At 68.0% G+C, this 25,829-nt stretch carries 18 protein-coding genes and 1 riboswitch; of the genes, 5 read left to right on the forward strand and 13 right to left on the reverse strand.

Annotated features, from left to right (window positions below):
* From ABB22_RS05860 to ABB22_RS05900, 9 genes are all read right to left on the reverse strand, one after another.
* Positions 1 to 979: ExeA family protein (locus ABB22_RS05860; RefSeq protein WP_211264512.1), on the reverse strand; the 979-nt coding region annotated here is incomplete at its 3' end.
* On the reverse strand, positions 976 to 1,905 hold the full coding sequence (locus tag ABB22_RS05865; protein WP_055771819.1) for a tetratricopeptide repeat protein: 930 nt from the start codon (positions 1,903 to 1,905) through the stop codon (positions 976 to 978). The genes ABB22_RS05865 and ABB22_RS05860, both read right to left, overlap by 4 nt.
* Complete coding sequence (gene mshL / locus ABB22_RS05870; RefSeq protein WP_082443732.1) at positions 1,902 to 3,656, reverse strand: pilus (MSHA type) biogenesis protein MshL; 1,755 nt, start codon at positions 3,654 to 3,656, stop codon at positions 1,902 to 1,904. The genes ABB22_RS05865 and mshL overlap by 4 nt, the downstream gene beginning before the upstream one ends.
* A gap of 54 nt (positions 3,657 to 3,710) precedes the next feature.
* Positions 3,711 to 4,499 (reverse strand): type II secretion system protein, encoded by a 789-nt coding sequence (locus ABB22_RS18390; RefSeq protein ID WP_055771816.1) that lies wholly within the window; start codon positions 4,497 to 4,499, stop codon positions 3,711 to 3,713.
* Position 4,500: 1 nt separating this feature from the next.
* Positions 4,501 to 5,106: a hypothetical protein gene (locus tag ABB22_RS18395; RefSeq protein WP_055771813.1), complete on the reverse strand. Its 606-nt coding sequence runs from the start codon at positions 5,104 to 5,106 to the stop codon at positions 4,501 to 4,503.
* A complete protein-coding gene (locus ABB22_RS05885) occupies positions 5,103 to 5,627 on the reverse strand; it encodes a hypothetical protein (protein WP_152984055.1) in 525 nt (174 codons plus the stop codon). The genes ABB22_RS18395 and ABB22_RS05885 overlap by 4 nt, the downstream gene beginning before the upstream one ends.
* A complete protein-coding gene (locus ABB22_RS05890; protein ID WP_055771808.1) occupies positions 5,624 to 7,024 on the reverse strand; it encodes a hypothetical protein in 1,401 nt (466 codons plus the stop codon). The genes ABB22_RS05885 and ABB22_RS05890 overlap by 4 nt, the downstream gene beginning before the upstream one ends.
* Positions 7,021 to 7,563, reverse strand: coding sequence for a hypothetical protein (locus ABB22_RS05895; protein ID WP_055771805.1), 543 nt, complete (start codon positions 7,561 to 7,563; stop codon positions 7,021 to 7,023). Before ABB22_RS05895 ends, ABB22_RS05890 begins: the two co-directional genes overlap by 4 nt.
* Positions 7,564 to 7,567: 4 nt before the next feature.
* Positions 7,568 to 8,380, reverse strand: a complete 813-nt coding sequence (locus ABB22_RS05900; RefSeq protein WP_055771803.1) for a prepilin-type N-terminal cleavage/methylation domain-containing protein — start codon at positions 8,378 to 8,380, stop codon at positions 7,568 to 7,570.
* A 285-nt stretch (positions 8,381 to 8,665) separates the two neighbouring features.
* On the opposite strand from ABB22_RS05900, the gene ggt reads away from it, so the two are divergent.
* Entirely contained in the window at positions 8,666 to 10,369 is a 1,704-nt protein-coding gene (gene ggt, locus ABB22_RS05905; protein ID WP_055771800.1) for a gamma-glutamyltransferase, read from the forward strand.
* A gap of 36 nt (positions 10,370 to 10,405) precedes the next feature.
* On the opposite strand, the gene ABB22_RS05910 is transcribed toward ggt, so the two are convergent.
* A complete protein-coding gene (locus ABB22_RS05910; protein WP_055771797.1) occupies positions 10,406 to 11,983 on the reverse strand; it encodes a BCCT family transporter in 1,578 nt (525 codons plus the stop codon).
* A gap of 360 nt (positions 11,984 to 12,343) precedes the next feature.
* A riboswitch (TPP riboswitch) is annotated at positions 12,344 to 12,445 on the forward strand.
* A gap of 103 nt (positions 12,446 to 12,548) precedes the next feature.
* Here ABB22_RS05910 and thiC point away from each other — a divergent pair.
* The 4 genes from thiC to ABB22_RS05930 all read left to right on the forward strand — a co-directional run bounded on the left by thiC (position 12,549) and on the right by ABB22_RS05930 (position 21,203).
* Positions 12,549 to 14,474, forward strand: a complete 1,926-nt coding sequence (gene thiC / locus ABB22_RS05915; RefSeq protein ID WP_055771795.1) for a phosphomethylpyrimidine synthase ThiC — start codon at positions 12,549 to 12,551, stop codon at positions 14,472 to 14,474.
* A gap of 491 nt (positions 14,475 to 14,965) precedes the next feature.
* Positions 14,966 to 17,299, forward strand: a complete 2,334-nt coding sequence (locus ABB22_RS05920) for a winged helix-turn-helix domain-containing protein (RefSeq protein ID WP_055771792.1) — start codon at positions 14,966 to 14,968, stop codon at positions 17,297 to 17,299.
* Between the two features lie 112 nt (positions 17,300 to 17,411).
* Positions 17,412 to 18,314 (forward strand): helix-turn-helix transcriptional regulator, encoded by a 903-nt coding sequence (locus ABB22_RS05925; protein WP_055771788.1) that lies wholly within the window; start codon positions 17,412 to 17,414, stop codon positions 18,312 to 18,314.
* Between the two features lie 45 nt (positions 18,315 to 18,359).
* Entirely contained in the window at positions 18,360 to 21,203 is a 2,844-nt protein-coding gene (locus tag ABB22_RS05930; RefSeq protein WP_055771786.1) for a TonB-dependent receptor, read from the forward strand.
* 386 nt (positions 21,204 to 21,589) lie between these two features.
* Here the strand turns inward: ABB22_RS05930 and ABB22_RS05935 are convergent, their stop codons facing one another.
* The 3 genes from ABB22_RS05935 to ABB22_RS05945 form a co-directional block, all read right to left on the reverse strand.
* Positions 21,590 to 22,705, reverse strand: coding sequence for an HDOD domain-containing protein (locus ABB22_RS05935; RefSeq protein WP_055771783.1), 1,116 nt, complete (start codon positions 22,703 to 22,705; stop codon positions 21,590 to 21,592).
* 162 nt (positions 22,706 to 22,867) lie between these two features.
* Positions 22,868 to 23,404: an inorganic diphosphatase gene (gene ppa / locus ABB22_RS05940; RefSeq protein WP_055771780.1), complete on the reverse strand. Its 537-nt coding sequence runs from the start codon at positions 23,402 to 23,404 to the stop codon at positions 22,868 to 22,870.
* A gap of 353 nt (positions 23,405 to 23,757) precedes the next feature.
* The gene (locus tag ABB22_RS05945; RefSeq protein WP_055771948.1) at positions 23,758 to 25,788 is read right to left on the reverse strand and encodes a sodium-translocating pyrophosphatase; all 2,031 of its coding nucleotides are present in this window, start codon (positions 25,786 to 25,788) and stop codon (positions 23,758 to 23,760) included.
* Positions 25,789 to 25,829: the final 41 nt, after the last annotated feature.

The following is a 25,829-nucleotide window of genomic DNA, read 5'->3' on the forward strand; positions in this document are numbered from 1 at the left end:
TTCGCTGGCAGCGTGGTGTGTGCAGAACGCATGGGCTTGCGAAGCGTGTTGTTTTCTCAGTGATAGGGCGAGGACCAGAGTCTACAGAATGAGTGTGGTGGCCAGCGTCAGATGTGTATACGAGCCGGGCCCGGTGCCGGCGGAGCGGCGGCGCGCCCGCTTCGGCGGCGGCAGGGTGCACCAGTGCGGCGTCGATCACGCGCTGGTCGGCGGGCTGCGCATACAGGCCGTACAGGCAACGGTCCATGATCTGGTGGATGCGGCGCGGGTTGCCGCCGCTGGCGCGGTGCAGTGCCTGTGCAGCGTCGGCGCGCAGGCGGATGCCGGGGCTGGGGTTGCCGGCCGCCTCGAGGCGATAGTGCACGTAGCGCTGCACTTCATCGGCGGCCAGCACGTCGAGCTGTACGTGCTTGCAGATGCGGCTGGTCAACTGGCGGATGCCGGGCTGCTCCAGGTTGTCGCGCAGTTCCGGCTGGCCGGCCAGGACGATCTGCAGCAGTTTTTCCTGGCCGGTTTCCAGGTTGGTGAGCAGGCGCAGCAGCTCCAGGCTTTCGAGCGTGAGGTTCTGCGCGTCGTCGATCATCAGCACGCAGGTGACCTGCGCGCGCCATTGCTGGACCAGGAAGCGGTTGAGGGTATCGATGTCGGCCGCCGGCGTGCCGCGCGCCTCCAGGCCGAAGTCGCGCAGCACCGCGGCCAGCAGGTCCGGTCCCTGCAGGAAGGTGTTGAACACCATCGAGGTGACCACGCCTTCGCCGTCGAGGGAGAACAGCAGCCGGCGCAGGAAGGTGCTCTTGCCGGTGCCGATCTCGCCGGTCAGCAGCACGAAGCCGGCGCGGGTGCGCAGGCAGTGCGCGGCTTCGACCCGCTCGGCCTCCAGTCGCGCGGTCTGGAACCACGCCGCGGCATCGGGCGTGGGCGGGAACGGCGCGCGCTCCAGTCCCAGCGTCTGCAGGTGGCGGGCCAGGGCCGGGTTCATGGCGACGGGCCATCCAGTTCGGCGAGGGCGCGGGTGATCTGCTGCGAGCGCGGATAGCGGCCGGACAGCCGGGTCAGGCGCTGGCGTGCGTCGTCCAGGTCGCCGCGGCGTGCGTCCAGCAGCGCGATGTTCACGCCGGCGTTGATGTCGTCGGGCACGCGCTCGACGATCCGCCGGTAGAGCCTTTCGGCGTTGGCGGCGTCGTTGTCCGCGTGTGACACCCACGCCTGCATGCGCAGCAGGGTGAGGCTTTCGCCTGGCAGCTGCGCATCCAGTTGCGCCAGCGCACGGCGTGCCGCGGGCAGATCGCCGGTCGACATGGCCGATTCGATGTCCGCCACGGTACGCGCCACCTGGCCGTCGTCGGCATCGGGCCGGGCGGTGGTGCCGGCGCCGGTACGGCGCTCGACCTTGATGCTGATCGGCGATGGTGCCGAAGGCGAAGCGGCGGCAGGGGCGGCGGCAATCGTGTTCGCGGCGCCGGCTGCGGTGACAGGTGGTGCAGGAACAGCCAGTCCGGCGTTGCGCGCGTCCACCGCCGGGACAGGCTGCGGAGCGGATGCGACAACCGGCTCCAGCGGCGGCGCGGCGCCGGTCGCCAACGGCGCGCCCGCCTCGATGCCCACCGGTTCCGCCACCGCCAGGCCTGCCGGCGGCGCTGCCTGGGTTTTTTCCACGGCCATGGGCACGGCCACGGGCGCCTGCGGTTCGCTCGTTGCCACCGGCGGTTGTGGAAGGGGGCCGCGATGCTTCAACGCGGAAGTGGCGGCGTAGGTCAGCGGTACCGCCAGTACCAGCAAGCCCGCGAGCAGCAGGGTTGTACGCGTGCGCTCGGTCTGCCCGGCCCACCACGACGCGCGTGTCCGTGCCCGGTCCGTCGTGGCCGGGCCGGTCTGTTCCTTCAGCGCGTCGTAGATCAGGCTCATATCACCTTGACCCGCAATACCAGCACCAGCTCGCGGGTGTTCTGCTGCTTGCCGCGGGAGCCGAACAGCTTGCCGAAGGCCGGCACATCGGACAGGCCGGGGATGCCGCTGTCGTTGAGGCTGGCCTTCTGGTCGATCAGGCCGCCGAGCAGCACGGTGTCGCCGTCGCGCAGGTTGAGCGTGGTGGTGATGCCCTTGACGTTGATCACCGGCAACGTGACCGCGTTGCCGTTGGGGAACTCGCGCAGCGTCAGGCTGCCCGGCTCCACCTCGGTCTGCATCGGGTGCACCAGCAGTTCGACGGCGCCGTCTTCGCGCACGATGGGGGCCACGCCGATGACCACGCCGGAGAACAGCGAGTCGGTCTGGATGTCGGTGGACTGGTTGTAGGCGCTGCCGCCGCCGGTGTTGGAGAAATTGCTGGTGGACTTGGTGACGTAGCGGATGTTGGAGCCGACGCTCAGGTAGGCCGGGCTGCCGTTGCGCACGCGCACGCTGGGATTGGACAGCACCTTGACGTTGCCGAAAGTGCGCAGCGCGTTGAGCGCGGCCGAGAAGGTGTCCGTCAGGTAGCTGACGCCCAGCCCGCGGCCGATTGCCGAGCCCAGGGTCTGGTTGGGGAAGACGATGTTGCGCGCCTGGTCGCCATAGCGGCCGTAGCGCTGATAGGGCAGCAGATTGGGGTTGTCGGGGATGCCCAGGTCCGGGTTGCCGGTGGTGCCCGGTGCCGGCGTGATGGTGGCAGGGCTGTCGCCGTAGATGCCGGCCACGCGGTTGCGCAGCAGGTTCCAGTCCACGCCGTACTGGAAGTCGTCGTTGAGCGAGACGTCCAGGATCTGCGCTTCCACCAGTACCTGGCGGCGCATTTTCCCGGTGGTGACGGCGATCAGCTCATCGACCGCGCGGATCTGCGAGGGACGGGCGCGCACGAACAGCGTGCCGGTGCCGGGGTCGAGGCTGTAGCGGCCGGCTTCCGGCGGGGGCGGATCATCCGGGCCGCGCGCGGCGGCCGCGCCCTGCTCGCCGCCCAGGATCACCTTGAGCGCGGCATCGAGCTGCTTGTACGGGTCGTTGTCCTTGCCGACGCTGCCGGTCATGGTCAGGGTGCCGCGCAGCGACTGGCCGCCGCCGCCCGCGCTCTGCATGCCGGCGCCGAACACGTCGCCGCCGGTGGACAGGTCGAAGGAGGTGTTGGAGTTGAGCATGTCCACGTTGAAGATGCGCTCGCGCATCTGCCCGACCACCAGCGCGCCGCCGCGGATTTCGCCGTGCAGGTCGAAGGCGTCGAGGATGTGGTTGTAGACCTCGCGCGCGCTGACGTTGCGCAGGTGCAGGCTGGTGCGCTGGCGCTGCTCCAGCACGTGCGGGTCGACGATCAGGTTCATCTTCAGCTCGTCGGCCAGCGCCCACAGCAACTGGCCGACGTCGGCGTTGAACATGCTGATGCTGACCACCGTGTTTTCCAGCGGGTCGTAGGCAGGCGCGACCGGTGCGGCGGGTTCGGCAAGCTGCTGCAGGCGCTGTTCGACCTGTTCGCGCATGCGGTCCTGCTGGCTGGCGAGCTTCTTCGATTCCTCGACGATGGCCGTGCCGCTGCGTTCCAGGGCCTTGTATTCGGTCGGCGGCAGTTCCTGGACGCTGCGCGGCGGCATGTTGCTGCATGCGGTCAGCGCCAACGCGCCGATCGCGCTGACGAGCGTTCTGACCGTGGGACGGCGTGGGACGCGGGCGGTGCGGGCGTTGGGATTCATCGGTTCTGTACCTTGGAAGGAAACGGTGGAATGCAGGAGGAAGGGCATCGGCGGTCAGCGCGCGGTGGCCATCAGCCAACCGAGCAGGGCAGTGGCGCTTTCGGCGACGACGAGATCGTCGTAGCGCTCATCGCCGGGGTAGTCGGGAGGAGTGACGCACTTGCCGTTGCCCTGGGCGAAGGCGCGGTTGTTGGCGCCGTCGAAGCCGGCATCGCCGGTGCCGCCGTCGCGGGCGCTGACCGGAGCCACCAGCACGAAGGCGGGATTGACTACCCGCGAGCCGGCGCCGCCGCTGCCGCACTGCGTGGGCGTGCCGTCGCTGACGTAATGCGGCTGGCTGGCGAGCGGCGCGGTGGCGGTGCCGGCGGCCATGCGCGACAGTGCCGAGCCGAAGCCGCCCGCGTATTCCAGGTCGGGCTGGTCGGCCGATTCGCGCAGGGGAGCGACCAGGTCGGTGGCGGTCGTCCCGCGATGGACGCCATAGCGCAGGCGCTCGCCGCGTACCGGTACGTCCAGCCCGAGACTGGCATAGGGCAGCCAGCCGACATTGGCGCTGGCGGCGCAGCTGCCATTGCTGCCCTCGAAGCCGGTATCGCCGTTGGCCGACAGGTCGGGACAGGGCAGGCGCTTGTTGCGCAGCGCGAAGGCGTACAGCGCCTGCCGCGCGGCTTCGGCATGGGCGCGGGCGGCATTGTGGCGGCGCGCCTGGCCGAGATTGTCGAAGGCGGAGAGCGCGGTCATGGCCAGCAGGCCGAGCACGCCCACGACCACCGCCAGCTCCACCAGCGAGAAGCCGCTGCGCGTGCCGGGGCCGAGCCGTGCGGGGCGGTGGCGTGGCTGCATGTCACCGGGTCCGGTCCGCGGCGGTGGGCAGGCCGGCGGGGGCCACGTCGTAGCGCAGCTGGCCCTGCAGCTGCTGCAGTTCGGCGACGATCTCGGCGTTGCGCTGGCGCCGCTGCGGGCTGTCGGGCAATTGGGTGGATTCGGCCAGCTCGCGCGCCAGCGACTGCGCGCGCTTGGCGATGACCAGATTGTTGCGCAGCGCATCCAGCCGCAGATCCGGCGGCACCTTGCCGGATTTCTCCAGGGCATCGAGCTGGGCCAGCATGTCGTCGGCAGCGCGGATGTTGTGCTCCGACTTCTGGCGGATGTCGGCAAGCGAGCGGTCGATCTCGGCTTGCGCCACCGCCTGCGGTGCATTGCCAGCCGCGGCACGCGCAATGGCGGTGCCGCCGGCAGGGGCACCTTCGCCCTGCATCCATGGCATCGGCTCATCGGCGGAGGACGGAGCGACGGCGGCGGCTGCCGCCGGTTCTTGTGCCGGTGCGGTTTGCGTCGCCGGGGCTGGCGCGTCGCCGCCGCCGCCGATTCCGCGCAGGGCGATAACCGCCAGCGCGCCCACGACGATGAGCGCGCCACCCCACAGCAGGGGCTTGTGTGCCGGATTCATCGTGCGGCTCCGCTGGCAGGCTGATAGGGCGAGGGCACCGCGTGCACGGCGCGTGCGCCGTCCGAGCTCTCTATGCGCACCCAGTCGGCACCGATGGCCGCCACGCGCGAACCATCGGCGAGCCGCGTGCCGGCACGGACATGGCGGCCATCGATGATGGCGCTGCGCTGGCCATTGGCGACCAGGACCACGGAAACCGTATGCGTCGAAGGATCGGCGCCGGTGCTGGCGGTTCCGTGTGGGGCGGCGGCGCCGCCAGCAGTTGCGGCCGGAAGTGCCGAAGGCAGGGCCAGCAGCGGCTGGTTGCCATCGGTATAGGCGGACTGGCGCAACAGGGCCACGCGTTCCTGCATCTGCCGGTTGTGCTCGATGGCGCCGCGCAGTTGCGCCATCTCCGCGGTTTCGTCCGCATCGTTGCCCAGGTGCAGGACTGCCGGTTTGACGATGACCATGGTCGCCAGCCAGCCGGTGACCACCAGCCAGACCGCCAGGGCGAAAGCGGCGGTGAATTTCATTTTCATGGACGCGACTCCGCGGCCTGCGACAGCGGGCTCTTGAGCAGATAGGAGAAGAAGCCGCCGGCCGAACGCGTGTTGAGCCCGCCGCCCTGGGGATCGACCGGTTGCGGATCGAAGCCGGCGCGACGCAGTCGTTCGACGAAGGTGGGCACCTGCATGCCGGCCGTGCCGCGCCAGGCATCGGCGACACCGTCCACGCGCAGGGTGTAGCCGTCGGCCGCGGGCGCCGGTTGCGGGGCAGGCATGCCCTGCGCCGCCTGCGCAGGTGGCTCCTCCAGCCGCACCCGCAGGATGCGTACCTGGCCGGCTGCGGCATCACGCACCAGGGCCAGGCTGGCACTGGGGTCGGCACCGTTCTGCAGGCGCGCGGCACGTTCGATGAAGGCCTGGGTAGCTGGGAAGTCATCGGGCATCGCTTCACGCGCGTGCAGGCCGTCGATCTGCCGCTCGATCGCCGCGATTTCCTCGCCCAGCTGGTCCGAGCGCACATTGGCTTCGCGAGCGCCAAGCGCCCAGCGCGCGCCCAGTGCGCCCAGGATCATCGCGAACACCAGCGACGCCGCGCTGGCGATGGGCAAGGCTCCTTCGGCGAACCAGGCAATGCGGCTGCCCAGCGGATTGACCGCGATCGACGTGCTGGCCATGGACTGGATCCAGCCGATGCCGCTGCGGTACTCGTTGCCGTGCTCGTCCACCACCTGCCGCAGCGGTACGCTGGTCACCGGCAGGCCGCTGCGCGCGGAGAAGATTTCGCGCAGATCATCGTCCGCCCATGACCCGCCTTCGCCAGGCTGCCGGACCAGCACCGGGCACCACTGGATCGACAGCGGCTCCAGGTTGTCCTCGCCGGTGCCCAGGTCCTCGGCGAACTGCTCGGCCAGGGCGCCCACGGTCATCGCCAGGTCGGAAGGGTCCTCGCTGTAGGCCAGTGCGGTGCGATAGACCATGTCGTGCTTGAGCACGGCCAGCACGCTGACCTGCCGGCCGGACTGGAGCACCAGTCCCAGGCCGGGCCTGAGCGACTTGAACAACAGCGAGGTGAACGGGATCAGCAGGCAATGGTCTGGCTGCGCCTCGGCCCAGGCGTAGGTCTGTTGCCACAGGTCCAGCGGAACAGCGGTGAACAGCGTCTGGTAGCCGGCGCCGACGCCGCGGGTCTTGTGGATCAGGATCTTGCTTTCGCTGTCGATCAGGCCGTCCGAACGCAGGCGCTTTTCGATCAGCGCGACCGCATGGGCCGGGCTGCCTTCCAGCGAGATGACGTTGCTGACCGCATTCTCGAAATCGCTGACTACCACGGCCGAGCGTTGCAGACGCGGACGACTGTCGCTGCGCGATACGTTGCGGCCATCGAATACCAGCCACTGGCCCTGCTGCTGGATGACGTGAAGCTGGCTCATGGCGAAGAGGTTCCCTGATGGGCGCCGGGATCGTTGGCGGTCTGGAACAGCAGGCTGCCGCGCAGGGTCAGCGACAGCGGCGCAGGCTTGCGGTCGGCGCTGTCGGGCGGATCGAACAGCCCTTCGTCCGGGTGCGTGACGGCGATCTCGAAGGCCTCGGCGCCGAACAGGCGGTCGGGCGCGCGCTGCACGGTGGCGAGCAGGGGCAGCGTTTCCTCGCGGCTCATCTGGCTCTGGCGCAGGTTGATCAGCCGCTCGCCCCAGATGTCCGGAGCCAGCCCATGGGCACGGGCCGACGCCAGCAACTGGCGCGAGGAATTGGCGTAATCCACGCGCAGCCGGGTTTCCTGCTCGCGCACCTTCGCCTCGGACAGCGACTGGTTGCGTTCGCCCAGCCGCTGGTAGGCATCGGCCAGGGCCGAGCGCGCGTTGACGAACCAGATCGCCGCGACCACCAGCGTGGCCAGGGTCGCGGCGAACAGCAGCAGCGAGGCGCGGCGCGAGTCGCGCAGGCGCGCGAGCAGGAAGAAGGGACGCATCGGCTTACTGGTTCATTTTGTAGTTGGCGACGACGGTCATCACCTGGTCGTCGTCTGTGGCGGAGCCGAACTTGCTGCCTTCGGTGGTGGCGCTCATCGAGCCGGTGTTGTTGCCGCCCCACTCGGTGCCGATTTTCGTGGCATCGGTCGCACCGCCGGCATTGGTCGCCTGGCGGGTCAGGCCGGTGATGTACTGGCGGAACGCGCCGTTGCCGGCGTCCGGCTTGCCGTCGATCATCTGGTCCAGTGCGCGGGCCAGGTCCGGGGTCAGGCCGGTGATGATCATCGAGTTGCCCGAACCGTAGGCGCTGCCGGGCTTGTTCCAGCCGAAGCAGATGCGGATTTCCTGCGGATTGCCGTTGGTGTCCAGGTAGGCGTAGCGGTCTTCCTTGCCCTCGCCGCGGCCCGGCGGCAGGGTGATGCCAGCCTTGCGTACCAGGTCGCGCAGATCGAATTCGGCGGTGGTTTCCTTGCTACGGCCCACGTCCTTGGGTATGTCACCGGCGCCGGAGCAGATCAGCGACGGCTCGGTGGCGTTCTTGCTCATGTCGCCGCCGGAGAAACCAGTGAAATGAGCGCCATTGACCATCAACTGCGGCGCGGACTGGTTGTCGCCGATCGGTGCGCCATAGCGCTGGTGGTAGCTGTTGTAGGTGACCACCCACTGGTCGATGAACTTCTGCTTGATGCGGGTGTACTCGGCGTTGCGCTGCACGTCGCGGCCGATCATCACCGCACCGATGATCACGCCGATGATGACCAGCACCACGGCCATTTCGACAAGGGTGAAGCCGCCCTGGCGGCGCTTGGAAGACATTTGCATTGGATTGCCCCTTTGATGGAAACCTGCGCGGCCCGGCGGAAACGGAGGTTCCGCAGGGCGTGTGTTGTTTCGGGCAACTTGATAGGCCACCGGCGTAAGAGGAGCGTAAGAGCGCATCGCGGCCGGGCTTGATGGCAGCCGGGGCGGCCGCGCGACGCCTTGCGGTGGCGGGCGTGCAATCCGGCGGGAACGATGAGCACCGCTCCGCGTGCGGCGACGGATGCACGAATGCCGTCGTCCGGTTATCGTCCGGGTCCGTTCCTGCTCCCGGCTGCGCCCATGAAACGTTTCCCGCTGCTGCTCCTGTCCTGCCTGGCCATTCCCACCCTGCACGCCGCCGACCGCATCACCGGCCCCGGCTTCGCCACCCGCTCGGAGGTGATCGCGCCGCATGCGATGGCGGCGACCTCGCAGCCGCTGGCCACGCAGATCGCGCTGGAGGTGATGAAGTCCGGCGGTTCGGCGGTGGACGCGGCGATCGCCGCCAACGCCGCGCTCGGCCTGATGGAGCCGACCGGCAACGGCGTCGGCGGCGACCTGTTCGCCATCGTCTGGGACCCGAAGACGCAGAAGCTGTATGGCTACAACGGCTCCGGCCGCTCGCCCAAGTCGCTCACCCTGGCCGAGTTCCAGCGCCGCGGGCTGAAGGACATCCCCGCCACCGGGCCGCTGCCGGTGTCCGTGCCCGGTGCCGTCGATGGCTGGTTCGCCCTGCACGAGCGCTTCGGGCGCAGGCCGATGGCCGACAACCTCGCCCCGGCGATCCGCTACGCGCGCGAGGGCCATCCGGTGGCCGAGGTGATCGCCTACTACTGGGACCGCTCGGTGCCGCGCCTGTCGCAGTACCCCGGCTTCAAGGAGCAGTTCACGATCGACGGCCACGCGCCACGCAAGGGCGAGCTGTGGTGCAACCCGAACCTGGCCGACACCCTGCAGAAGATCGCCGACGGCGGCCGCGATGCGTTCTACAAGGGCGACATCGCCCGCACCATCGATGCCTACTTCAAGGCCAACGGCGGCTTCCTGGCCTACGAGGACATGGCCAGCCACCACGGCGAATGGGTCGAGCCGGTGAGCAGCAACTACCGCGGCTACGACGTGTGGGAGCTGCCGCCGAACAGCCAGGGCATCGCCGCGCTGCAGATCCTCAACATACTTGAAGGCTATGACTTCACGAAGATCCCGTTCGGCTCGCCCGAGCACGTGCACCTGTTCGTCGAGGCCAAGAAGCTGGCCTTCGCCGACCGCGCGCGCTTCTACGCAGATCCTGCGTTCTCACCTGCGCCGGTGCAGCGGCTCGTGTCCAAGGACTACGCGGCGCAGCGGCGCGCGCTGATCTCGATGGACAAGGCGTTGAAGGAGGCGCAGCCGGGCACGCCGAAGCAGCTGGAGGAGGGCGACACCATCTACATGACCGTGGCCGATGCCGACGGCATGATGGTCTCGCTGATCCAGTCCAACTACCGCGGCATGGGCAGCGGCATGGCGCCGCCGGGGCTGGGCTTCATCCTGCAGGACCGCGGCGAGATGTTCGTGCTGCGCAAGGACCATCCCAACGGCTACGCGCCGGGCAAGCGCCCGTTCCAGACCATCATCCCGGCCTTCATCACCAAGGACGGCAAGCCGTTCGCCAGCTTCGGCGTGATGGGCGGGGCGATGCAGCCGCAGGGCCATGCGCAGATCGTGATGAACCTGGTGGACTTCGGCATGAACCTGCAGGAAGCCGGCGACGCGCCGCGCATCCAGCACGAGGGCTCGACCGAGCCGACCGGGCAGGGCACGGCGATGAGCGATGGCGGCGAGGTCAACCTGGAGACCGGCTTCCCCTACGAGACCATCCGCGCGCTGATGCGCAAGGGCCACCGCGTGGTGTTCGCCGACGGCCCCTACGGCGGTTACCAGGCGATCATGCGCGACGCGGAGACCGGCGTGTACTACGGCGCGTCGGAAAGCCGCAAGGACGGGCAGGCGGCCGGTTACTGATGCCGAAGGCGCCGGGCGCTGCCCGGCGCTCCCTCGTCAATCCAGGTCCTGCGCGCGGGTCGCTTCGCTGCGGGTTTCCTCCTGCGCGGCCTTCTCGCGCTCGATCCAGGCCTCGACCATGTGCCGCGCGCGCTGGGCCAGGCGCCGCTGGCGGTTGTGTTCGGCGTCCAGCACGCGGTACAGGCAGACCATCACCAGCACCATCAGCAGCGCGAACGGCAGCGCGGCGATGGTGATCATGCCCTGCAGCGCGTCCAGACCGCCGGCCAGCAGCAGGACCGCGGCGATCAGCGCCACCGCCACGCCCCACACCGCCTTGCGCGACAGCGGCGGATCGCCGGCCTCGTCGGTGGACATGCTGGCCAGCACCAGCACCGCCGAATCGGCCGAGGTGACGAAGAAGATCACCAGCAGAACCAGCGCGACGATGGACAGCAGCAGTGGCCCGGGCAGGCTGTCGAACAGGGCGAACAGCACGGTTTCATAACCGTTGCCCAGCGCCTGCAGCAGGTCGGCGTGGCCGGTGATCTGCGCCCACAGCGCGGTGCCGCCGAACACCGAGAACCACAGGAAGCCGAGCAGGGTCGGCGCCAGTACCACGCCGACCACGAACTCGCGTACGCTGCGGCCGCGCGACACGCGGGCGATGAACGCGCCGACGAACGGCGCCCAGGCGATCCACCACGCCCAGTAGAAGATGGTCCAGTCCGCCACCCAGGTGCTGCCGGAGAACGGCGACATGCGCAGGCTCATCGTCACCAGCTGGTTGAGGTAGGCGCCGAGCGTGGTGGTGAAGGTGTCGAAGATGAAGCCGGTCGGGCCCAGCACCAGCAGCGCGGCCAGCAGCACGGCCGCCAGCAGCAGGTTGAAGTTGGACAGCCACTTGATGCCGCGCTCCACGCCGCTGAGGGTCGAGGCCATGTACAGCACGAAGGCGATGGCGATGATGGTCAGCTGCACCGGCACCGTCGCGGCGATGCCGAACACGCGCTGCAGGCCGGCGGCGATCTGGATGGTGCCGAAGCCCAGCGTGGTGGCCACGCCGATCGCGGTGGCGACCACCGCGGCGATGTTGACCGTGTGGCCGATGGCGCCGCGGTGATGGCGGCCGATCAGCGGCTGCAGCATGTCGCTGATCAGCCCGCGGCCGTTGCGGTTGTACTGGAACCAGGCCATCGCCAGGCCGATCAGCGCATAGATCGCCCACGGGTGCAGGCCCCAGTGGAAGAAGGCGTAGCGCATCGCCGCGCGCGCGGCATCCACGCTCTGCGGGGCCAGGCCTTCCGGCGGCTTGGCGAAATGCGAGATCGGTTCGGCCGCGCCCCAGAACACCAGGCCGATGCCCATGCCGGTGGCGAACAGCATCGCCAGCCAGCTGGCGCACGAAAAATCCGGCTCGGCGTCCTCGCCGCCGATGCGCAGGTTGCCGAAGCGGCCGATGGCCAGGTACAGCAGGAAGGTCAGCGTCAGGAACACGATCAGCAGGTACATCCAGCCGACGCTGCGCACGACCTCGACCAGTGCGGCCTGCACGACGTCGTTGAAGGGGCCGGGGGCGATGCCGGCCAGCAGCACCAGTGCGGCGACCAATGCGATGGAAACACGAAACACCATGGAGGAGCTTCTCCGATCTGGGGATGGGGGAGCGAGCCAGGGCTTGCGGTGGAACCGGCCACGAACAGGCGCGGAAGAGGAAGGGCCGGCGTGGCGGCACAGGAGCGGCATGAATGCGGCAGCGGCGCATCCTACTGAAAGGGCCGTCACGATTCCGTTAGAACGCGCTTCGCCATCCACTGCGAGCGATGGCCGCGGTGTGCGATGGACGCGCATGCAGATCCTGCCGCGGCCGCAGGTGCGCTGCCGTGCCGGAATCCAGCGGGAAGGCTCGATCATGCGCTGGCATGCGTCCTAGCGGGCCGGCAGAGGCCAGCGGGGAGCGCCGGTGCCTTTGGCCTGCGCTTCATGCTCTAATGCCGCCCGAAGCGGGGGTACCGCGGCCATCGTGCCGCGGTTGAGACAGTCCCTTGGAACCTGATCCGGTTGATACCGGCGTAGGGAAGCTTCGCAATGCCCCATCGTGCGTGGATGCCTGCCCAGGGTGCGACCATGCGCCAGCGGCAGTGCGCCTTCGCTTCGTCCGGCCCGTGCATCCGCGCGGGCCCCAAACAGGACGCCGCCGATGAACGCACCACTTTCCGCCCTGCAGCAGCAGGCGCAGCAACTCTCCGAATCCGTGACCCGGCCGATTCCCGGCTCGCACAAGATCCACGTGCCGGGCTCGCGCCCCGACCTGCGGGTGCCGATGCGCGAGATCGCGCTGACCCGCACGCCGACCCTGTTCGGTGGGCAGGACAATCCGCCGCTCACGGTCTATGACACCTCCGGCCCGTACACCGATCCGGAGACGCGCATCGACCTGTCCGCCGGCCTGCCGGCGCTGCGTGCGCGCTGGATCGAAGAGCGGGGCGATACCGAACGGCTGCAGGGGCTGAGCTCGCTGTTCGGCCGCGGCCGCGAGCACGACCCGAAGCTCGACGCGGTGCGCTTTCCGGCGCGCAGCCTGCCGCGCCGTGCGCGTGCCGGCGCCAACGTCACCCAGATGCACTACGCGCGCCGCGGCATCGTCACCCCGGAGATGGAGTTCGTCGCCATCCGCGAGAACCAGCGGCTGGAAGCGGTGCGCGATGCCCTGTTGAAAAGTCCGCACAAGGAGGCGCGGGCTCTTGCGGAGGGATCGGCGCTATTGCGGCAGCATCCCGGCGAGGCATTCGGCGCATCCATCCCGAGGACCATCACCCCCGAGTTCGTGCGCGGGGAGATCGCCCGCGGCCGCGCCATCCTGCCCAGCAACATCAACCATCCGGAAAGCGAGCCGATGATCATCGGCCGCAACTTCCTGACCAAGATCAACGCCAACATCGGCAACAGCGCGGTGTCCTCGGGCATCGCCGAGGAAGTGGAAAAGCTGGTGTGGGCGATCCGCTGGGGCGGCGATACGGTCATGGATCTTTCGACCGGCAGGCACATCCACGAGACGCGCGAGTGGATCGTGCGCAATTCGCCGGTGCCAATCGGTACCGTGCCGATCTACCAGGCGCTGGAGAAAGTGGACGGTCGCGCCGAGGCGCTGACGTGGGACATCTTCCGCGACACGCTGGTCGAACAGGCCGAGCAGGGCGTGGACTACTTCACCATCCACGCCGGCGTGCTGCTGCGCTACGTGCCGCTGACCGCCGGACGCATCACCGGCATCGTCTCGCGCGGTGGCTCGATCATGGCCAAGTGGTGCCTGGCGCATCACAGGGAGAACTTCCTCTACACCCACTTCGAGGACATCTGCGAAATCATGAAGGCCTACGACGTGGCCTTCTCGCTGGGCGACGGCCTGCGCCCGGGCTGCATCGCCGACGCCAACGATGCGGCGCAGTTCGGCGAGCTGGAGACGCTGGGCGAGTTGACGAAGATCGCCTGGAAGCACGACGTGCAGACCATGGTCGAAGGTCCCGGCCATGTGCCCATGCAGCTGATCAGGGAGAACATGGACAAGCAGCTGCGCGAATGCGGCGAAGCGCCGTTCTATACGCTCGGTCCGCTGACCACCGACATCGCCCCCGGCTACGACCACATCACCAGTGCCATCGGTGCGGCGATGATCGGCTGGTACGGCACGGCGATGCTCTGCTACGTGACGCCGAAGGAACACCTGGGGCTGCCGGACCGCCAGGACGTGCGCGACGGCATCATGGCCTACCGCATCGCCGCGCACGCGGCCGACCTGGCCAAGGGCCATCCCGGCGCGCAGGTACGCGACAACGCGCTGAGCAAGGCGCGCTTCGAGTTCCGCTGGGAAGACCAGTTCCACCTCGGCCTGGATCCGGAGAAGGCCAGGGAATTCCACGATGCGACCCTGCCGAAGGACGCGCACAAGCTTGCCCACTTCTGCTCGATGTGCGGCCCGCACTTCTGTTCGATGAAGATCACCCAGGACGTGCGCGATTACGCGGCCGGGCAGGGCATCGACGAAGCCGCCGCACTGGAGGCGGGCATGGCCACCAAGTCGGCCGAATTCCGCGCGCAGGGCGCCGAGGTGTATCGCGTGGAGTGAGGCAGGATGAATGCGCGGAGCGGGCCTCGCTCCGCGCTGTCTGCCGTGTGCGGAGGGATGGCGCGCGGCTTCAGGGGGATGCCTGGCAGCCATGCCGCCTGATCGTCCCTTTAGGTTTTCTTCAGCTTGTTGAAGCGACGGCATCCGCATTGCGTCGCCGCGGCGCGTCCATCGGTCCGCGCACCAGCATTCAAAGGGTTTCACGCCAGGTGCAGCGCCTCACCAGCGTTGCCAAAAAATGAACGGGAGATAAAAAAATCGCGCCCTGGGGCGCGAATTGTGAAGCGGATTATATGGATTGCGTCGGCGAGAGAGCCTGATGTCGACCCGCATGGCTATGCAGGTAACTTCCATAGGCTAATATCCGTGCGCCTCGAAACATTTGCTCATTGCGTTGACGCCACTTGCGGAATTTGGCGGTTCACTGGCGGCGGCGCCTCCAGGGGGCGGGCTCAGGACGATGCCCTCCAGCGATTCATTCCCTGACCGGCATGGAAACCATCGACAGCGCGCCCCTCCTCACTGATCGCCTGCATATCGGCGATTGCCTGATCGTCCTGCCGTCGCGCGAGGTGCAGGCCCCCGGCGCACGTCGTCCGGCGCGGCTCACGCCCAAGGCGATCGGCGTGTTGCTGGTGCTGGCCCGTGGCGCGGGCAATGTGATTACCCGCGATGAACTGTTCGCGCAGGTGTGGCCCGATACCCTTCCCACCAACGATGTGCTCACCCAGGCGGTCACGCAGCTGCGCAAGGCGCTCTCCGCCGGCGGTACGTTCCCGGAAGGGCAGGAATACATCGAGACGATCGCCAAGACCGGTTATCGCCTGCTGGCTCCCGTGACATGGGAGACGGGGGAAGAACAGTCTCCGGAGACCGGCGAGCCGCCGGTGCCGGAAGCGGACGGGCCCGTGTCCAGTGCAGTCGCGCCGATGCCTGCTGCGCAGGTGGTGGCGGATCTCCCGGGCCAGCAGAAGAACAGGGGATTCTGGCGGCAGGCGCGGCGCAGGCTGCTGCTGGCGGTTGGGCTGTTGCTGCTGTGCAGTTCGGTGACGATGGCCTGGCTGCTGTGGCACCGCCCGGTGAAAGAAACCGCGCTGGACGCGGCCACGGCCGATGGTACGGGTGTGATCGGCAGTCCGGAGCGGCCCTATCGCCTGATCACCGCCAGGCAGGGCTTCGGCACGTTCCCCGCGCTGTCGCCCGATGGCGCGCTGGTCGCCTTCGCCGACGAAAGCGATGGCGGCTCGACGCTCAAGGTGCAGAGCACCGGCAGCGCGACGTCGGCGACGCTGGTGGAAGCGCCCCCGGAGGCGATTGACCGGTTCCCTGCCTGGTCGCCGGATGGGCGCGAGATCGCATTCGCGCGCTTCCGTCGCGATGGTGGCTGCGAGGTGCTGGTGATCGGCGCCACCGGCGGCAATGCCCGTCGAGCCACCGTCTGCGATGGCGCGGAGATGTTGAGTTTCAACTGGACGCCGGATGGGCGCGGCCTGGTGTTCGGTTCGATGACGGGCAGTCACGGGGCCCCTGGCATCCGCAGGCTGGATCTGGCGACCGGCCGCTGGACGGCGCTGGACTATGAAAGAGGCGAAGGCGACTTTGACTACGCACCGCGTTACTCGCCCGATGGCCGCCAGCTTGGATTCACCCGCAACCCGCAGTTGGGCGCTGTTTGGGTGATGGCAGCGAGCGGCGGTGCGGCCCGTCGCGTCACCGGCGGCAGTGTGGAAATGCGTGGTTGGGGATGGCTTGGCGACGACGCCATCGTGTTCGGGCGACGGGTGGATAGCGAATCCCGGCTGTACCAGGTGGATCTGGGTTCGGGTCTGCTGAAGGACCTGGGCGTGGACGATGCGCAGAGCCCGAGTGTGGCCGGCATGGGCAAGCTGCTCGCCTTCGTGCATCGTGCGCCGCAGTTCGGCCTGTTCCGGATTCCGCTCGATCATCCCGAGCGCAAGGAGCGGCTGTTCGCATCGTCTGGGCGCGACGCGCAGCCGATGATCGCGCCCGATGGGCAGCAACTGGTCTTCAATTCGAGCCGCTCTGGTGCGTTTGCGTTGTGGTGGGCGCGCCTGGGGCAGCCCGACTCCCTTCATCCGGTTGAAGGCCTGCGCCCCGAGGCGCGGCAATCGCCGGACTGGTCGGCCGACAGCCAGCAGGTGCTGGTAAGCGGGCGCGACGATACCGGGCAGCCGGGCATCTATGAGGTGACGCCGGAACAGGGACAGTGGAAGCGGCTGCCGATACCCGTTTCCGAGCCGTTACAGGCGATCTACGGCCCTGCTTCCAACCTGTTCTTCGTGATCGGGCGGGAGGGGCAGGGGCCGGTCACCCTGTCGTTGTTCGACCGCGCCGGCGGCAACTGGCGGCGCCTTGCCCAGGTACCCGGCGCATCGCAGGTGCGCTACGACCACCGGACCCAGCGGGTGCTGTTCACCCGGTTGGCGGAGGGCGGCCTGTGGTCTGCCGATGCGAACCTGTCGCCTTCCAGCTTTCGCGAGCTCAGTGGAGAAGTGCCGAGCCGGTGGCGATTCCGGACCTGGGCCGTCGGCAATGACGGCATGGTGACTTACCTGCACCAGGAAGCTGGCTGTTCCGTGCAGATGAGGCGGCTCGACCTGTCGCAGGCGCCGCGCTGCCTCGAAGCCAAGGCGGCGAGTGCGACCAACGGGTTCAGCGTGTCGCCCGATGGGGATGCGGTTTATGTGGCGCTGGCAGTGGCCGATGGCACCGACATCGGCATCATGCCGGTGCCGCAGACCGTTTCGCGCCCCTTGCTCGGCGTCCTCAAGTGGTTGCCTGCATTGGGAAAACCGGATTCGTGATTTCTTCGTCCAGCGTTCCGGAAGAATTCGTGAGGTTATCGTGGGAACTTCCTGACGCGTGCGGCCAGAGTTGGCAAAACCATCGGCCATTGAAGGCAAATGATGGTGAGTCATGCGACAGGTGGCCTGGGTCGATCGCGGTCAGTCGGTTTCGTTCGAGAAGCAGCCCGAGGACGGTCCGCGTCCCAACTGCGTCGGTGTTGCCCGGCTGGGCAGCCTGCAGACCTCCGGGACGGTATTTACCGTCTGGATGCAGCTGCGCGGCAGCGCCTGGGTGGAATCCAAGGAAGGCCGCTTCCGCCTGAGGCAGCGCGAGTGGATCGCGTTCGAGAAGGAATCGCGGCCCTTGATCCAGGCCAGCCGCGATGGACTCTGCATCGGCGTGGCCCTGGATGCCGAAGCGCTGCGTACCCTGGGCGACCTGGCCGACAGTGCGCTTTATGCCGGCCATGGCCTCATGAGCCGGACAGAGGCGCGGACGGCGCTGCACCTGTGGCGCGAAGCGCAGGCCAGGGGGCCGGGCTCGCACGTCCTGCGGCCATTGCTGCTGCACGTGGCTTCGCTGCAGCGGGCTTTCTCCGACGGCGTGCAGCGTTGCCCGGGGCGCTCGCGCATCCGCAAGCGCCAGGTGTTCGGCCGCATGCAGCGCGCGCGCATGTACCTGGAGGGCAACAGCCACCGGGTGGTGCGCATCGGCGAACTAGCCGAGCTGACCAACTTCTCCAGTTGGTATCTGTCCAAGACCTTCCAGAGCCTGTACGAGGAAAGTCCGCAGTCGCTGTCCGCGCGCCTGCGCCTGGAGCGCGCCGCGATGCTGCTGCGCGATACCGACATGATGATCGGCGAGGTCGCTTCGGCCAGCGGCTTCGACAACTGCTGCAGTTTCGCGCGCGCCTTCCGCGCGCGCTTCGGCGTCTCGGCCAGCGGCTACCGTGAAACGGCCGTCAGCCTTCCGCCAAAAACGGCAAAGTCTGCGACTGGTTCGCGCAAACCCATCACTTCGGTACAAACGTAACGTTCAGGGGTGTTTAACGCACCACTAACGTAACCGGAGAGATTGATGAAATTTCGTACTCCCGCAGTGCGGCTGGGCCTGCTCCCGGCCGGCATCGCGATTGCGCTGACGCCCGCCTTCGCTTCCGCGCAGGACGCCGCCACCGGCGCCACCACCCTGGACCGCCTGGAAGTGACCGGCTCGCGCATCCGCGGCGCGAACATGGAAACCCAGCAGCCGATCATCACCCTGAGCCGTGAGAACCTGGAGAAGCAGGGCTTCACCTCGGTTGCCGACGTGCTGCAGAACCTGACCTCGGCTGGTTCGCCGGCGATCTCCCGCGCCTACGCGCTGGCCTCCGGTGAAAACGTGGGCGGCTACTACGTCGATCTGCGCAACCTCGGTGCCAACCGCACCCTGGTGCTGATGAACGGCAAGCGCCTGGGCGCCACCACCGGCGGCTACCAGGATCTGAGCCAGATCCCGATGTCGGCCATCGAGCGCATCGAAGTGCTGAAGGATGGCGCGTCCGCCATCTACGGTTCCGACGCCATCGCCGGCGTGGTCAACGTCATCACCCGCAAGCGCTTCGACGGCGCCGAAGCCCAGGTCTATGTCGGCCAGTACGGCGAAGGCGACGGTGACACCGAACAGTATTCCTTCACCCTCGGCGCCGAAGGCGAGCGCGGTGGCGTGACCCTGTCGGCCGAGTACTCCAAGCAGGATCCGGTCATGGCCGGCGACCGCTGGTTCTCCAGGAACGGCGGCAAGGGCCCGAATTCGACCAGCGCCGATTGGAGCCCCATCAGCCAGAACGGCAGCTGGTGCCAGCCTTCGCTGAACAACTGCACCAAGGCCGGTTCGATCTGGCAGACGCTGAATCCGGGCGGCGATCCGTCCAACCCGGCCGATTACCATGAGATCACCGGCGCCGAGTTCGCCAACGCCAACCAGCAGATGATGGTGCAGACCGGCATCGTGCGTAAGTCGGTGTACATCAACGGCAACTACGACTTCACCGATTCGATCTCGTTCAATGCCGACCTGCTTTACAACGACCGCACCACCGACCAGCTGATCGCGGGTTATCCGTACCAGTCGCTGGCGTTCGGCACCCCGCTGTCGGCCGACAGCGCCTTCAATCCGGTTGGCGAGGACGTCGAGTTCCGCCGCCGCCTGTGGGAAGTGCCGCGTACCACCCAGAGCAAGCTCAAGACCCTGCGCTTCGCGCCGTCGGTCAGCGGCTTCTTTGAATTCGCCGGCAAGAGCTTCGACTGGAACGTCGGCGCGCTGTGGAACCGCAACGAAGTCACCAAGAGCAACCGCGGCGACATGAGCCTGATCGCCTCGGAGCAGGCGCTGGGCCAGTCGTTCATCGATGCCAACGGCGTCGCCCGCTGCGGCACCGCGGCCAAGCCGGTCGACGGCTGCTACGCCTGGAACCCGCTGCTGCCCTACGGCGTGAGCGGCCCCGGCTCGCTCGCCAACAAGGATCTGCAGGACTTCCTGTTCCCGATCTACACCACCACCGGCACCACCAAGACCACCAGCTTCACGGCCGACCTCAGCGGTTCGATCGTGACCCTGCCGGCGGGCGACCTGGGCTTCGCCGTGGGCGTGGAACACCGCAAGGAAGAAGGTCGTTACGTTCCGGACGCGTTCGCGCAGTCGGGCATGTCCACCGGTCTGGCCTCGACCACCACTTCCGGTGCCTATGACCTGGACGAGGTGTACCTGGAGCTGAACATCCCGGTGCTGGCCGACATGGCCTTCGCCAAGGAACTGACCGTCAACGTCGCCAGCCGCTACTCCGATTACAGCAACTTCGGCGGCACCACCAACAGCAAGTTCGGCCTGACCTGGCGTCCGACCGACGACCTGCTGGTCCGTGGTACCTATGCCGAGGGCTTCCGTGCCCCGTCGATCGACAACCTGTACGGCGGCATCGGCTCCTCGTTCGAGAAGTACACCGATCCGTGCTCGGTCGGTGTCGGCGGAAGCGTCGCCGGCAATGCCGCATGTACCGCTGCCGGCGTGCCGGGCGACTACGTGCAGCTGGGCCAGGGCCTGGCGCCGTGCACCACCTGGCCGTGCGCCACGCCGGACCAGTTCATCAGCGGCTCCAACGAAAACCTGCTGCCGGAAACCTCGACCAGCAAGACCGTTGGCATCGTGTGGAGCCCGCGTTGGGTGCAGGGCCTGGACGTTTCGCTGGACTGGTTCCGTTACGAGATCAAGAACATGATCATCGAAGACGACGTGGACCGCATCCTGCGTGACTGCTACGTGCTCGGCGATTCGAGCCGTTGCGCCGGCATCGTCCGTGCGCCCGATGGCCACATCACCCAGCTGTTCTATGGCCTGACCAACCTCGGCCAGATGAAGACCGAAGGCTACGATGTGGGCGTCAAGTACCGCCTGCCGGAGCTGGCGATCGGCCAGTTCAGCATCGATTGGCAGACCACCTACACCTCCAAGTACGACGAAGCCGGCCAGAACAAGGACGGTGATGACATCACCATCGGCAACGTTGGCGCCCCGGGCATCTTCCGCGTGCGTTCCAACCTGGGCGTGAACTGGGCGCTGGGCGATTTCGGCGTCAACTACACCGCGCGCTACTACTCGGGCATGAAGGAAGGCTGCGGCCTGACCAGCTACGCCTGGTGCAACAAGCCGGATCACATCTCCAATGGCGAGAGCGATCCGCTGCACGTTGCCGGCTCGAACACCTTCCACGACCTGCAGGTCAACTGGAAGGCGCCGTGGGATGCCACCATCGCCATCGGTGCGAACAACGTGTTCAACCACCGCGGTCCGCTGATGTACTCGGCGCCGAACTCGTCGTTCGCCTACTACGGCGGCTTCGACATCGGTCGCTTCATCTACATGAAGTACACCCAGCGCTTCTGATCCATCGAAGTTCTGAGCTGCATGACGAAGGGCGGGCCGCAAGGCCCGCCCTTTTTCTTTGTTCTTCCACAGGCAAACCCGGTCGTGGGCTCGGCAGACGCATCCCTGCAGAGCGGGACAACGCCCCGCTGGAGCTTTACCGGGCAGGCCCCAGCGGGGCGTTTCCCAGCTCTACGCATGCGGGCGGAATATCGACATGCGGGCGGAATATCGTTTCCGCAGTGCTGGGCGGCGCCCGGCCAGAATCTGCCGGGAGGGTCGCGCCGGGCGTTACTCCGCTTCGCCGGATGTCTTCGGCTGCAGGCACGTCGTTCTTCCGCAGGCGGACCAAAAAGCAACGGCCGCATCCCGTGCGGCCGTTGCAGGTGCATTCGTCGGTTGCCGCCTCAGGCGGTGGCGGCCAGCCCGGCGAAGTCGTTGGCCATCTCGCGCCAGCCGTCGAGCCGCGGCAGCACCGCGGTGCGTTCCAGGTACTGCTCGTCCACCTGGCTGCCGCCGGCCAGGGCCGTGGCCACGTGCACCGCGCCGGTGACCCAGAAGCTGCGCACGTTCGAGCGCTGCGGCTGCAGGTGGAAGGCGACCGCTTCGATGATCGGCATCGGCAGGCCCCACAGGCCCAGCAGGTAGGCGCCGGCCTCGGCGTGGCCCGGGCGCTCGTCGCCTTCGGCCGCGGGCTCGCGCTCGTCGCGCACGCCGGGCAGCAGCAGGCCGATATCGGCCAGCAGGGCCGCGGTCGAGCCGAGTTCGGAGCTGGAGGACGGCAGCATCTTCGCGGCCAGGCGTGAGGCGGTCAGGGCGCGCGCCTGCAGTGCGTTGCGCTCGGCGGGGGAGACCGACGGCACCGAGAACACTTCGCTGGCGAGCACCAGGTCGCGCAGGGTGGACAGGCCCAGCCGGGTCACCGCGCCGCGCAGGTCGGAAATCGCGCGGCCGCTGTTGAAAAAGGCGGAGTTGGACAGCTGCAGCACCTTGGCGGCGATGGCCGGGTCGGCCGATACCAGCTTGGCGATGTCGTTGGCGTCGCTGTTCTCGTCCTCTTCCAGCGCATGCATCAGGCTCAGGTACAGGTGCGGCGGCGAGGGCAGCTTTTCGATGCGGCCGATGGCGGCGCGCAGGCGCGGGCTGTCCAGCAGCTCGCGTAGTTCCTCCAGACTGGTCAGCGCCTCGAGCAGCACTTCCGGCGACAGCGGCAGCGGCAGGAAGCGGTGCGCGACGCCGATGATGCGGGCCGCGGGCGCGCGCTGGCTCTGCGCGGCATCGATCAGTGCGATGCGGATCGTCTCCGGGCGCAGGGTCCGGATCTGGCCGAGCAGGGTGGCGGCAGTGAGGTCGGGCAGGAGCGGGGCCACGATGACCGCGTCGATCGCGCTGGACGCCACCGTGGCGATGGCGGCATTGCCGTCCGGGGCGGTCTGGACCTGCCACTCCTCGCCCAGGTCGGTGATGTATTCGAGGAGATCGGCCGACAGGCTGGCTTCGTCACCGACTAGCAGGATACGCAAGACACTTCCCCCAAATGGAACCGTCCGGCTGCGACCGGAACAGGCCGGAAAACCGGCCTGTCAATGTAGCGGAACACCCCGCCGAGGTCATGCCCGGCGCGCATGAAACGTGATCGTCGTCGCTGGCGGCGGCCGCCTCCCCAGAGGCGCTGCCGGCACGATTCAGGCCTGCTTGGCGGCGAAGCTCTGCTGGGCCTCGACCAGGATGCGCTTGGCCTCGGCGGCGTCGCCCCAGCCTTCGATCTTGACCCACTTGCCCTTTTCCAGGTCCTTGTAGTGCTCGAAGAAGTGGCCGATGCGCTCCAGCCAGTGGCTGGAAACCTGGGCGATGTCTTCCACGTGGCCGTAGCCGCTGAAGATCTTTGACACCGGCACGGCCAGGATCTTCTCGTCGCTGCCGGCCTCGTCGGTCATCTTCAGCACGCCGACCGGGCGGCAGCGCACCACCGAACCGGGCACCAGCGGCAGCGGCAGCACCACCAGCACGTCGGCCGGGTCGCCGTCGCCGCCCAGGGTGTTGGGGACGTAGCCGTAGTTGCAGGGGTAGCGCATCGGCGTGGAGAGGATGCGGTCGACGAAGATCGCGCCCGATTCCTTGTCCACTTCGTACTTCACCGGTTCCGAATCCTTCGGAATCTCGATGATGACGTTGATTTCTTCCGGGGGGTTCTTGCCCGCGGAAACGAGTTCCAGACCCATGCGCTGCTCCGAATCGTGCGTTTGACAGAAGACGCCCATTCTACGCCTGCCGCTGGTGCGGCGCACCAAAGGACGGGGCGGACGAGGAGGGGCAGGGAAGGAGTGAGCGCCGGGGCCGAAGCCGCACGGCCGGGATTGCGGCCCCGGCCAGCGGGAAACAGACGGGCGAGAGGAGAAACGGGCTGCGTTGCCCTCGTTCGTTCCTTGCTCCCCTCCACCCGTGCACCGGGGTGGCGAGCGACGACGCCACGACAGCGATGAGTCCGATCAGCGCCCGATGCGCTGACCCCGTCCCGATCCCTTCCCCCGCAGGGCGGGGGAAGGGCGGAGGTGCCGTGCGCAGCCGGCTACGGTTACAGCAGCGGTACCAGCAGCAGCGCGACGATATTGATGATCTTGATCAGCGGGTTGATCGCCGGGCCGGCGGTGTCCTTGTAGGGATCGCCGACGGTATCGCCGGTCACCGCGGCCTTGTGCGCCTCGCTGCCCTTGCCGCCGAAGTGGCCGTCCTCGATGTACTTCTTGGCGTTGTCCCAGGCGCCGCCGCCGGTGGTCATCGAGATCGCCACGAACAGGCCGGTCACGATCGTGCCGATCAGCAGGCCGCCGAGCGCGCGCGGCCCCAGCAGCAGGCCGACCACGATCGGCACCGCCACCGGCAGCAGCGAGGGCACGATCATTTCCCGGATCGCCGAGCGGGTCAGCATGTCCACCGCCTTGTCGTACTGCGGCTTGCCGGTGCCCTGCATGATGCCGGGGATGTCGCGGAACTGGCGGCGCACTTCCTCCACCACCGCGCCGGCGGCGCGGCCCACCGCTTCCATCGCCATCGCGCCGAACAGGTAGGGGATCAGGCCGCCGATCAGCAGGCCGATGATGACGTAGTGGTCGGACAGGTCGAAGGCGAAGCTCTCGCCCGGGTGCGCGGCCTGCAGGTTGTGGGTGTAGTCGGCGAACAGGACGAGGGCCGCCAGCGCCGCCGAGCCGATCGCATAGCCCTTGGTCACCGCCTTGGTGGTATTGCCCACCGCGTCGAGCGGGTCGGTGATGTCGCGGATGTCGCTCGGCAGCTCGGCCATCTCGGCGATGCCGCCGGCGTTGTCGGTGATCGGGCCGTAGGCGTCGAGCGCGACGATCATGCCGGCCATCGACAGCATCGCGGTGGCGGCGATGGCGATGCCGTACAGCCCGCCGAAGTGGAACGCGCCCCAGATCGCCGCGCAGACCGCCACCACCGGCAGCGCGGTGGATTTCATCGACACGCCGAGGCCGGCGATGATGTTGGTGCCGTGGCCGGTGGTCGAGGCCTGCGCCACATGCTGCACCGGCTTGTACTGGGTGCCGGTGTAGTACTCGGTGATCCACACGATCAGCCCGGTCAGCACCAGCCCGATCAGCGCGCACAGGTACAGGTTGGTCGCGCCGTAGCTGGAGTCGGCCATCAACTGCGTGGTTACAGGCCAGAACGCGATGGCCGCCAGCACGCCGGAGACGATCACGCCCTTGTAGAGCGCGCCCATGATCGAGCCGCCGGTTTTCACCTTGACGAAGAACGCGCCGATGATCGAGGCGATGATCGACACGCCGCCCAGCACCAGCGGATACAACACCGCGTTGTGCCCGGCCTCGGCGATCATCAGCCCGCCCAGCAGCATGGTGGCGATCACCGTCACCGCGTAGGTCTCGAACAGGTCGGCGGCCATGCCGGCGCAGTCGCCGACGTTGTCGCCGACGTTGTCGGCGATCACCGCCGGGTTGCGCGGGTCGTCCTCGGGGATGCCGGCCTCGACCTTGCCCACCAAATCGGCACCCACGTCCGCGCCCTTGGTGAAGATGCCGCCGCCCAGACGCGCGAAGATCGAGATCAGCGAGCTGCCGAACGCCAGCCCGACCAGCGCGTGCAGCGCGGCCTCGCCGGTCACGCCCAGGTGCCGGGTCAGCAGCAGGTAGTAGCCGGCCACGCCCAGCAGGCCCAGCCCCACCACCAGCATGCCGGTGATCGCACCGCCCTTGAACGCCACGTCCATCGCCGCGCTCATGCCGTTGCGCGCGGCCTCGGCGGTGCGCACGTTGGCGCGGACCGAGACGTTCATGCCGATGTAGCCGGCCGCGCCGGACAGCACCGCGCCGACCGCGAAGCCGACCGCGGTGTACCAGCTCAGGAAGATGCCCACCAGCACGAACAGCACCACGCCGGCGATGGCGATGGTCAGGTACTGGCGGTTGAGGTAGGCGCGCGCGCCTTCCTGGATCGCCGAAGCGATCTCCTGCATGCGCGGGTTGCCGGCCGGCTGGCGCAAGACCCAGCGCGCGGCGAACAGACCATAGGCGATGGCGATGACCGCGCACGCCAGGGCGAAGACGAGACCGTAGTGTTCCAGCATGAACCCCTCCAGCACAGGTGGATGTCGCCCAGCAACAGCTG

Source organism: Stenotrophomonas nitritireducens (genome assembly GCF_001431425.1).
GTDB lineage: Bacteria > Pseudomonadota > Gammaproteobacteria > Xanthomonadales > Xanthomonadaceae > Stenotrophomonas > Stenotrophomonas nitritireducens.

What these genes read in the sequence shown, in the direction of transcription:
- ABB22_RS18395 (WP_055771813.1), bottom strand. Translation starts at nt 5,106, where the DNA reads ATGAATCCGGCACACAAGCCCCTGCTGTGGGGTGGCGCGCTCATCGTC.
- ABB22_RS05930 (WP_055771786.1), top strand. Translation starts at nt 18,360, where the DNA reads ATGAAATTTCGTACTCCCGCAGTGCGGCTGGGCCTGCTCCCGGCCGGC.
- ABB22_RS05865 (WP_055771819.1), bottom strand. Translation starts at nt 1,905, where the DNA reads ATGAGCCTGATCTACGACGCGCTGAAGGAACAGACCGGCCCGGCCACG.
- mshL (WP_082443732.1), bottom strand. Translation starts at nt 3,656, where the DNA reads ATGAATCCCAACGCCCGCACCGCCCGCGTCCCACGCCGTCCCACGGTC.
- ABB22_RS05920 (WP_055771792.1), top strand. Translation starts at nt 14,966, where the DNA reads ATGGAAACCATCGACAGCGCGCCCCTCCTCACTGATCGCCTGCATATC.
- thiC (WP_055771795.1), top strand. Translation starts at nt 12,549, where the DNA reads ATGAACGCACCACTTTCCGCCCTGCAGCAGCAGGCGCAGCAACTCTCC.
- ABB22_RS05900 (WP_055771803.1), bottom strand. Translation starts at nt 8,380, where the DNA reads ATGTCTTCCAAGCGCCGCCAGGGCGGCTTCACCCTTGTCGAAATGGCC.
- ggt (WP_055771800.1), top strand. Translation starts at nt 8,666, where the DNA reads ATGAAACGTTTCCCGCTGCTGCTCCTGTCCTGCCTGGCCATTCCCACC.
- ABB22_RS05895 (WP_055771805.1), bottom strand. Translation starts at nt 7,563, where the DNA reads ATGCGTCCCTTCTTCCTGCTCGCGCGCCTGCGCGACTCGCGCCGCGCC.
- ABB22_RS05910 (WP_055771797.1), bottom strand. Translation starts at nt 11,983, where the DNA reads ATGGTGTTTCGTGTTTCCATCGCATTGGTCGCCGCACTGGTGCTGCTG.
- ppa (WP_055771780.1), bottom strand. Translation starts at nt 23,404, where the DNA reads ATGGGTCTGGAACTCGTTTCCGCGGGCAAGAACCCCCCGGAAGAAATC.
- ABB22_RS18390 (WP_055771816.1), bottom strand. Translation starts at nt 4,499, where the DNA reads ATGCAGCCACGCCACCGCCCCGCACGGCTCGGCCCCGGCACGCGCAGC.
- ABB22_RS05925 (WP_055771788.1), top strand. Translation starts at nt 17,412, where the DNA reads ATGCGACAGGTGGCCTGGGTCGATCGCGGTCAGTCGGTTTCGTTCGAG.
- ABB22_RS05885 (WP_152984055.1), bottom strand. Translation starts at nt 5,627, where the DNA reads ATGAAAATGAAATTCACCGCCGCTTTCGCCCTGGCGGTCTGGCTGGTG.
- ABB22_RS05945 (WP_055771948.1), bottom strand. Translation starts at nt 25,788, where the DNA reads ATGCTGGAACACTACGGTCTCGTCTTCGCCCTGGCGTGCGCGGTCATC.
- ABB22_RS05890 (WP_055771808.1), bottom strand. Translation starts at nt 7,024, where the DNA reads ATGAGCCAGCTTCACGTCATCCAGCAGCAGGGCCAGTGGCTGGTATTC.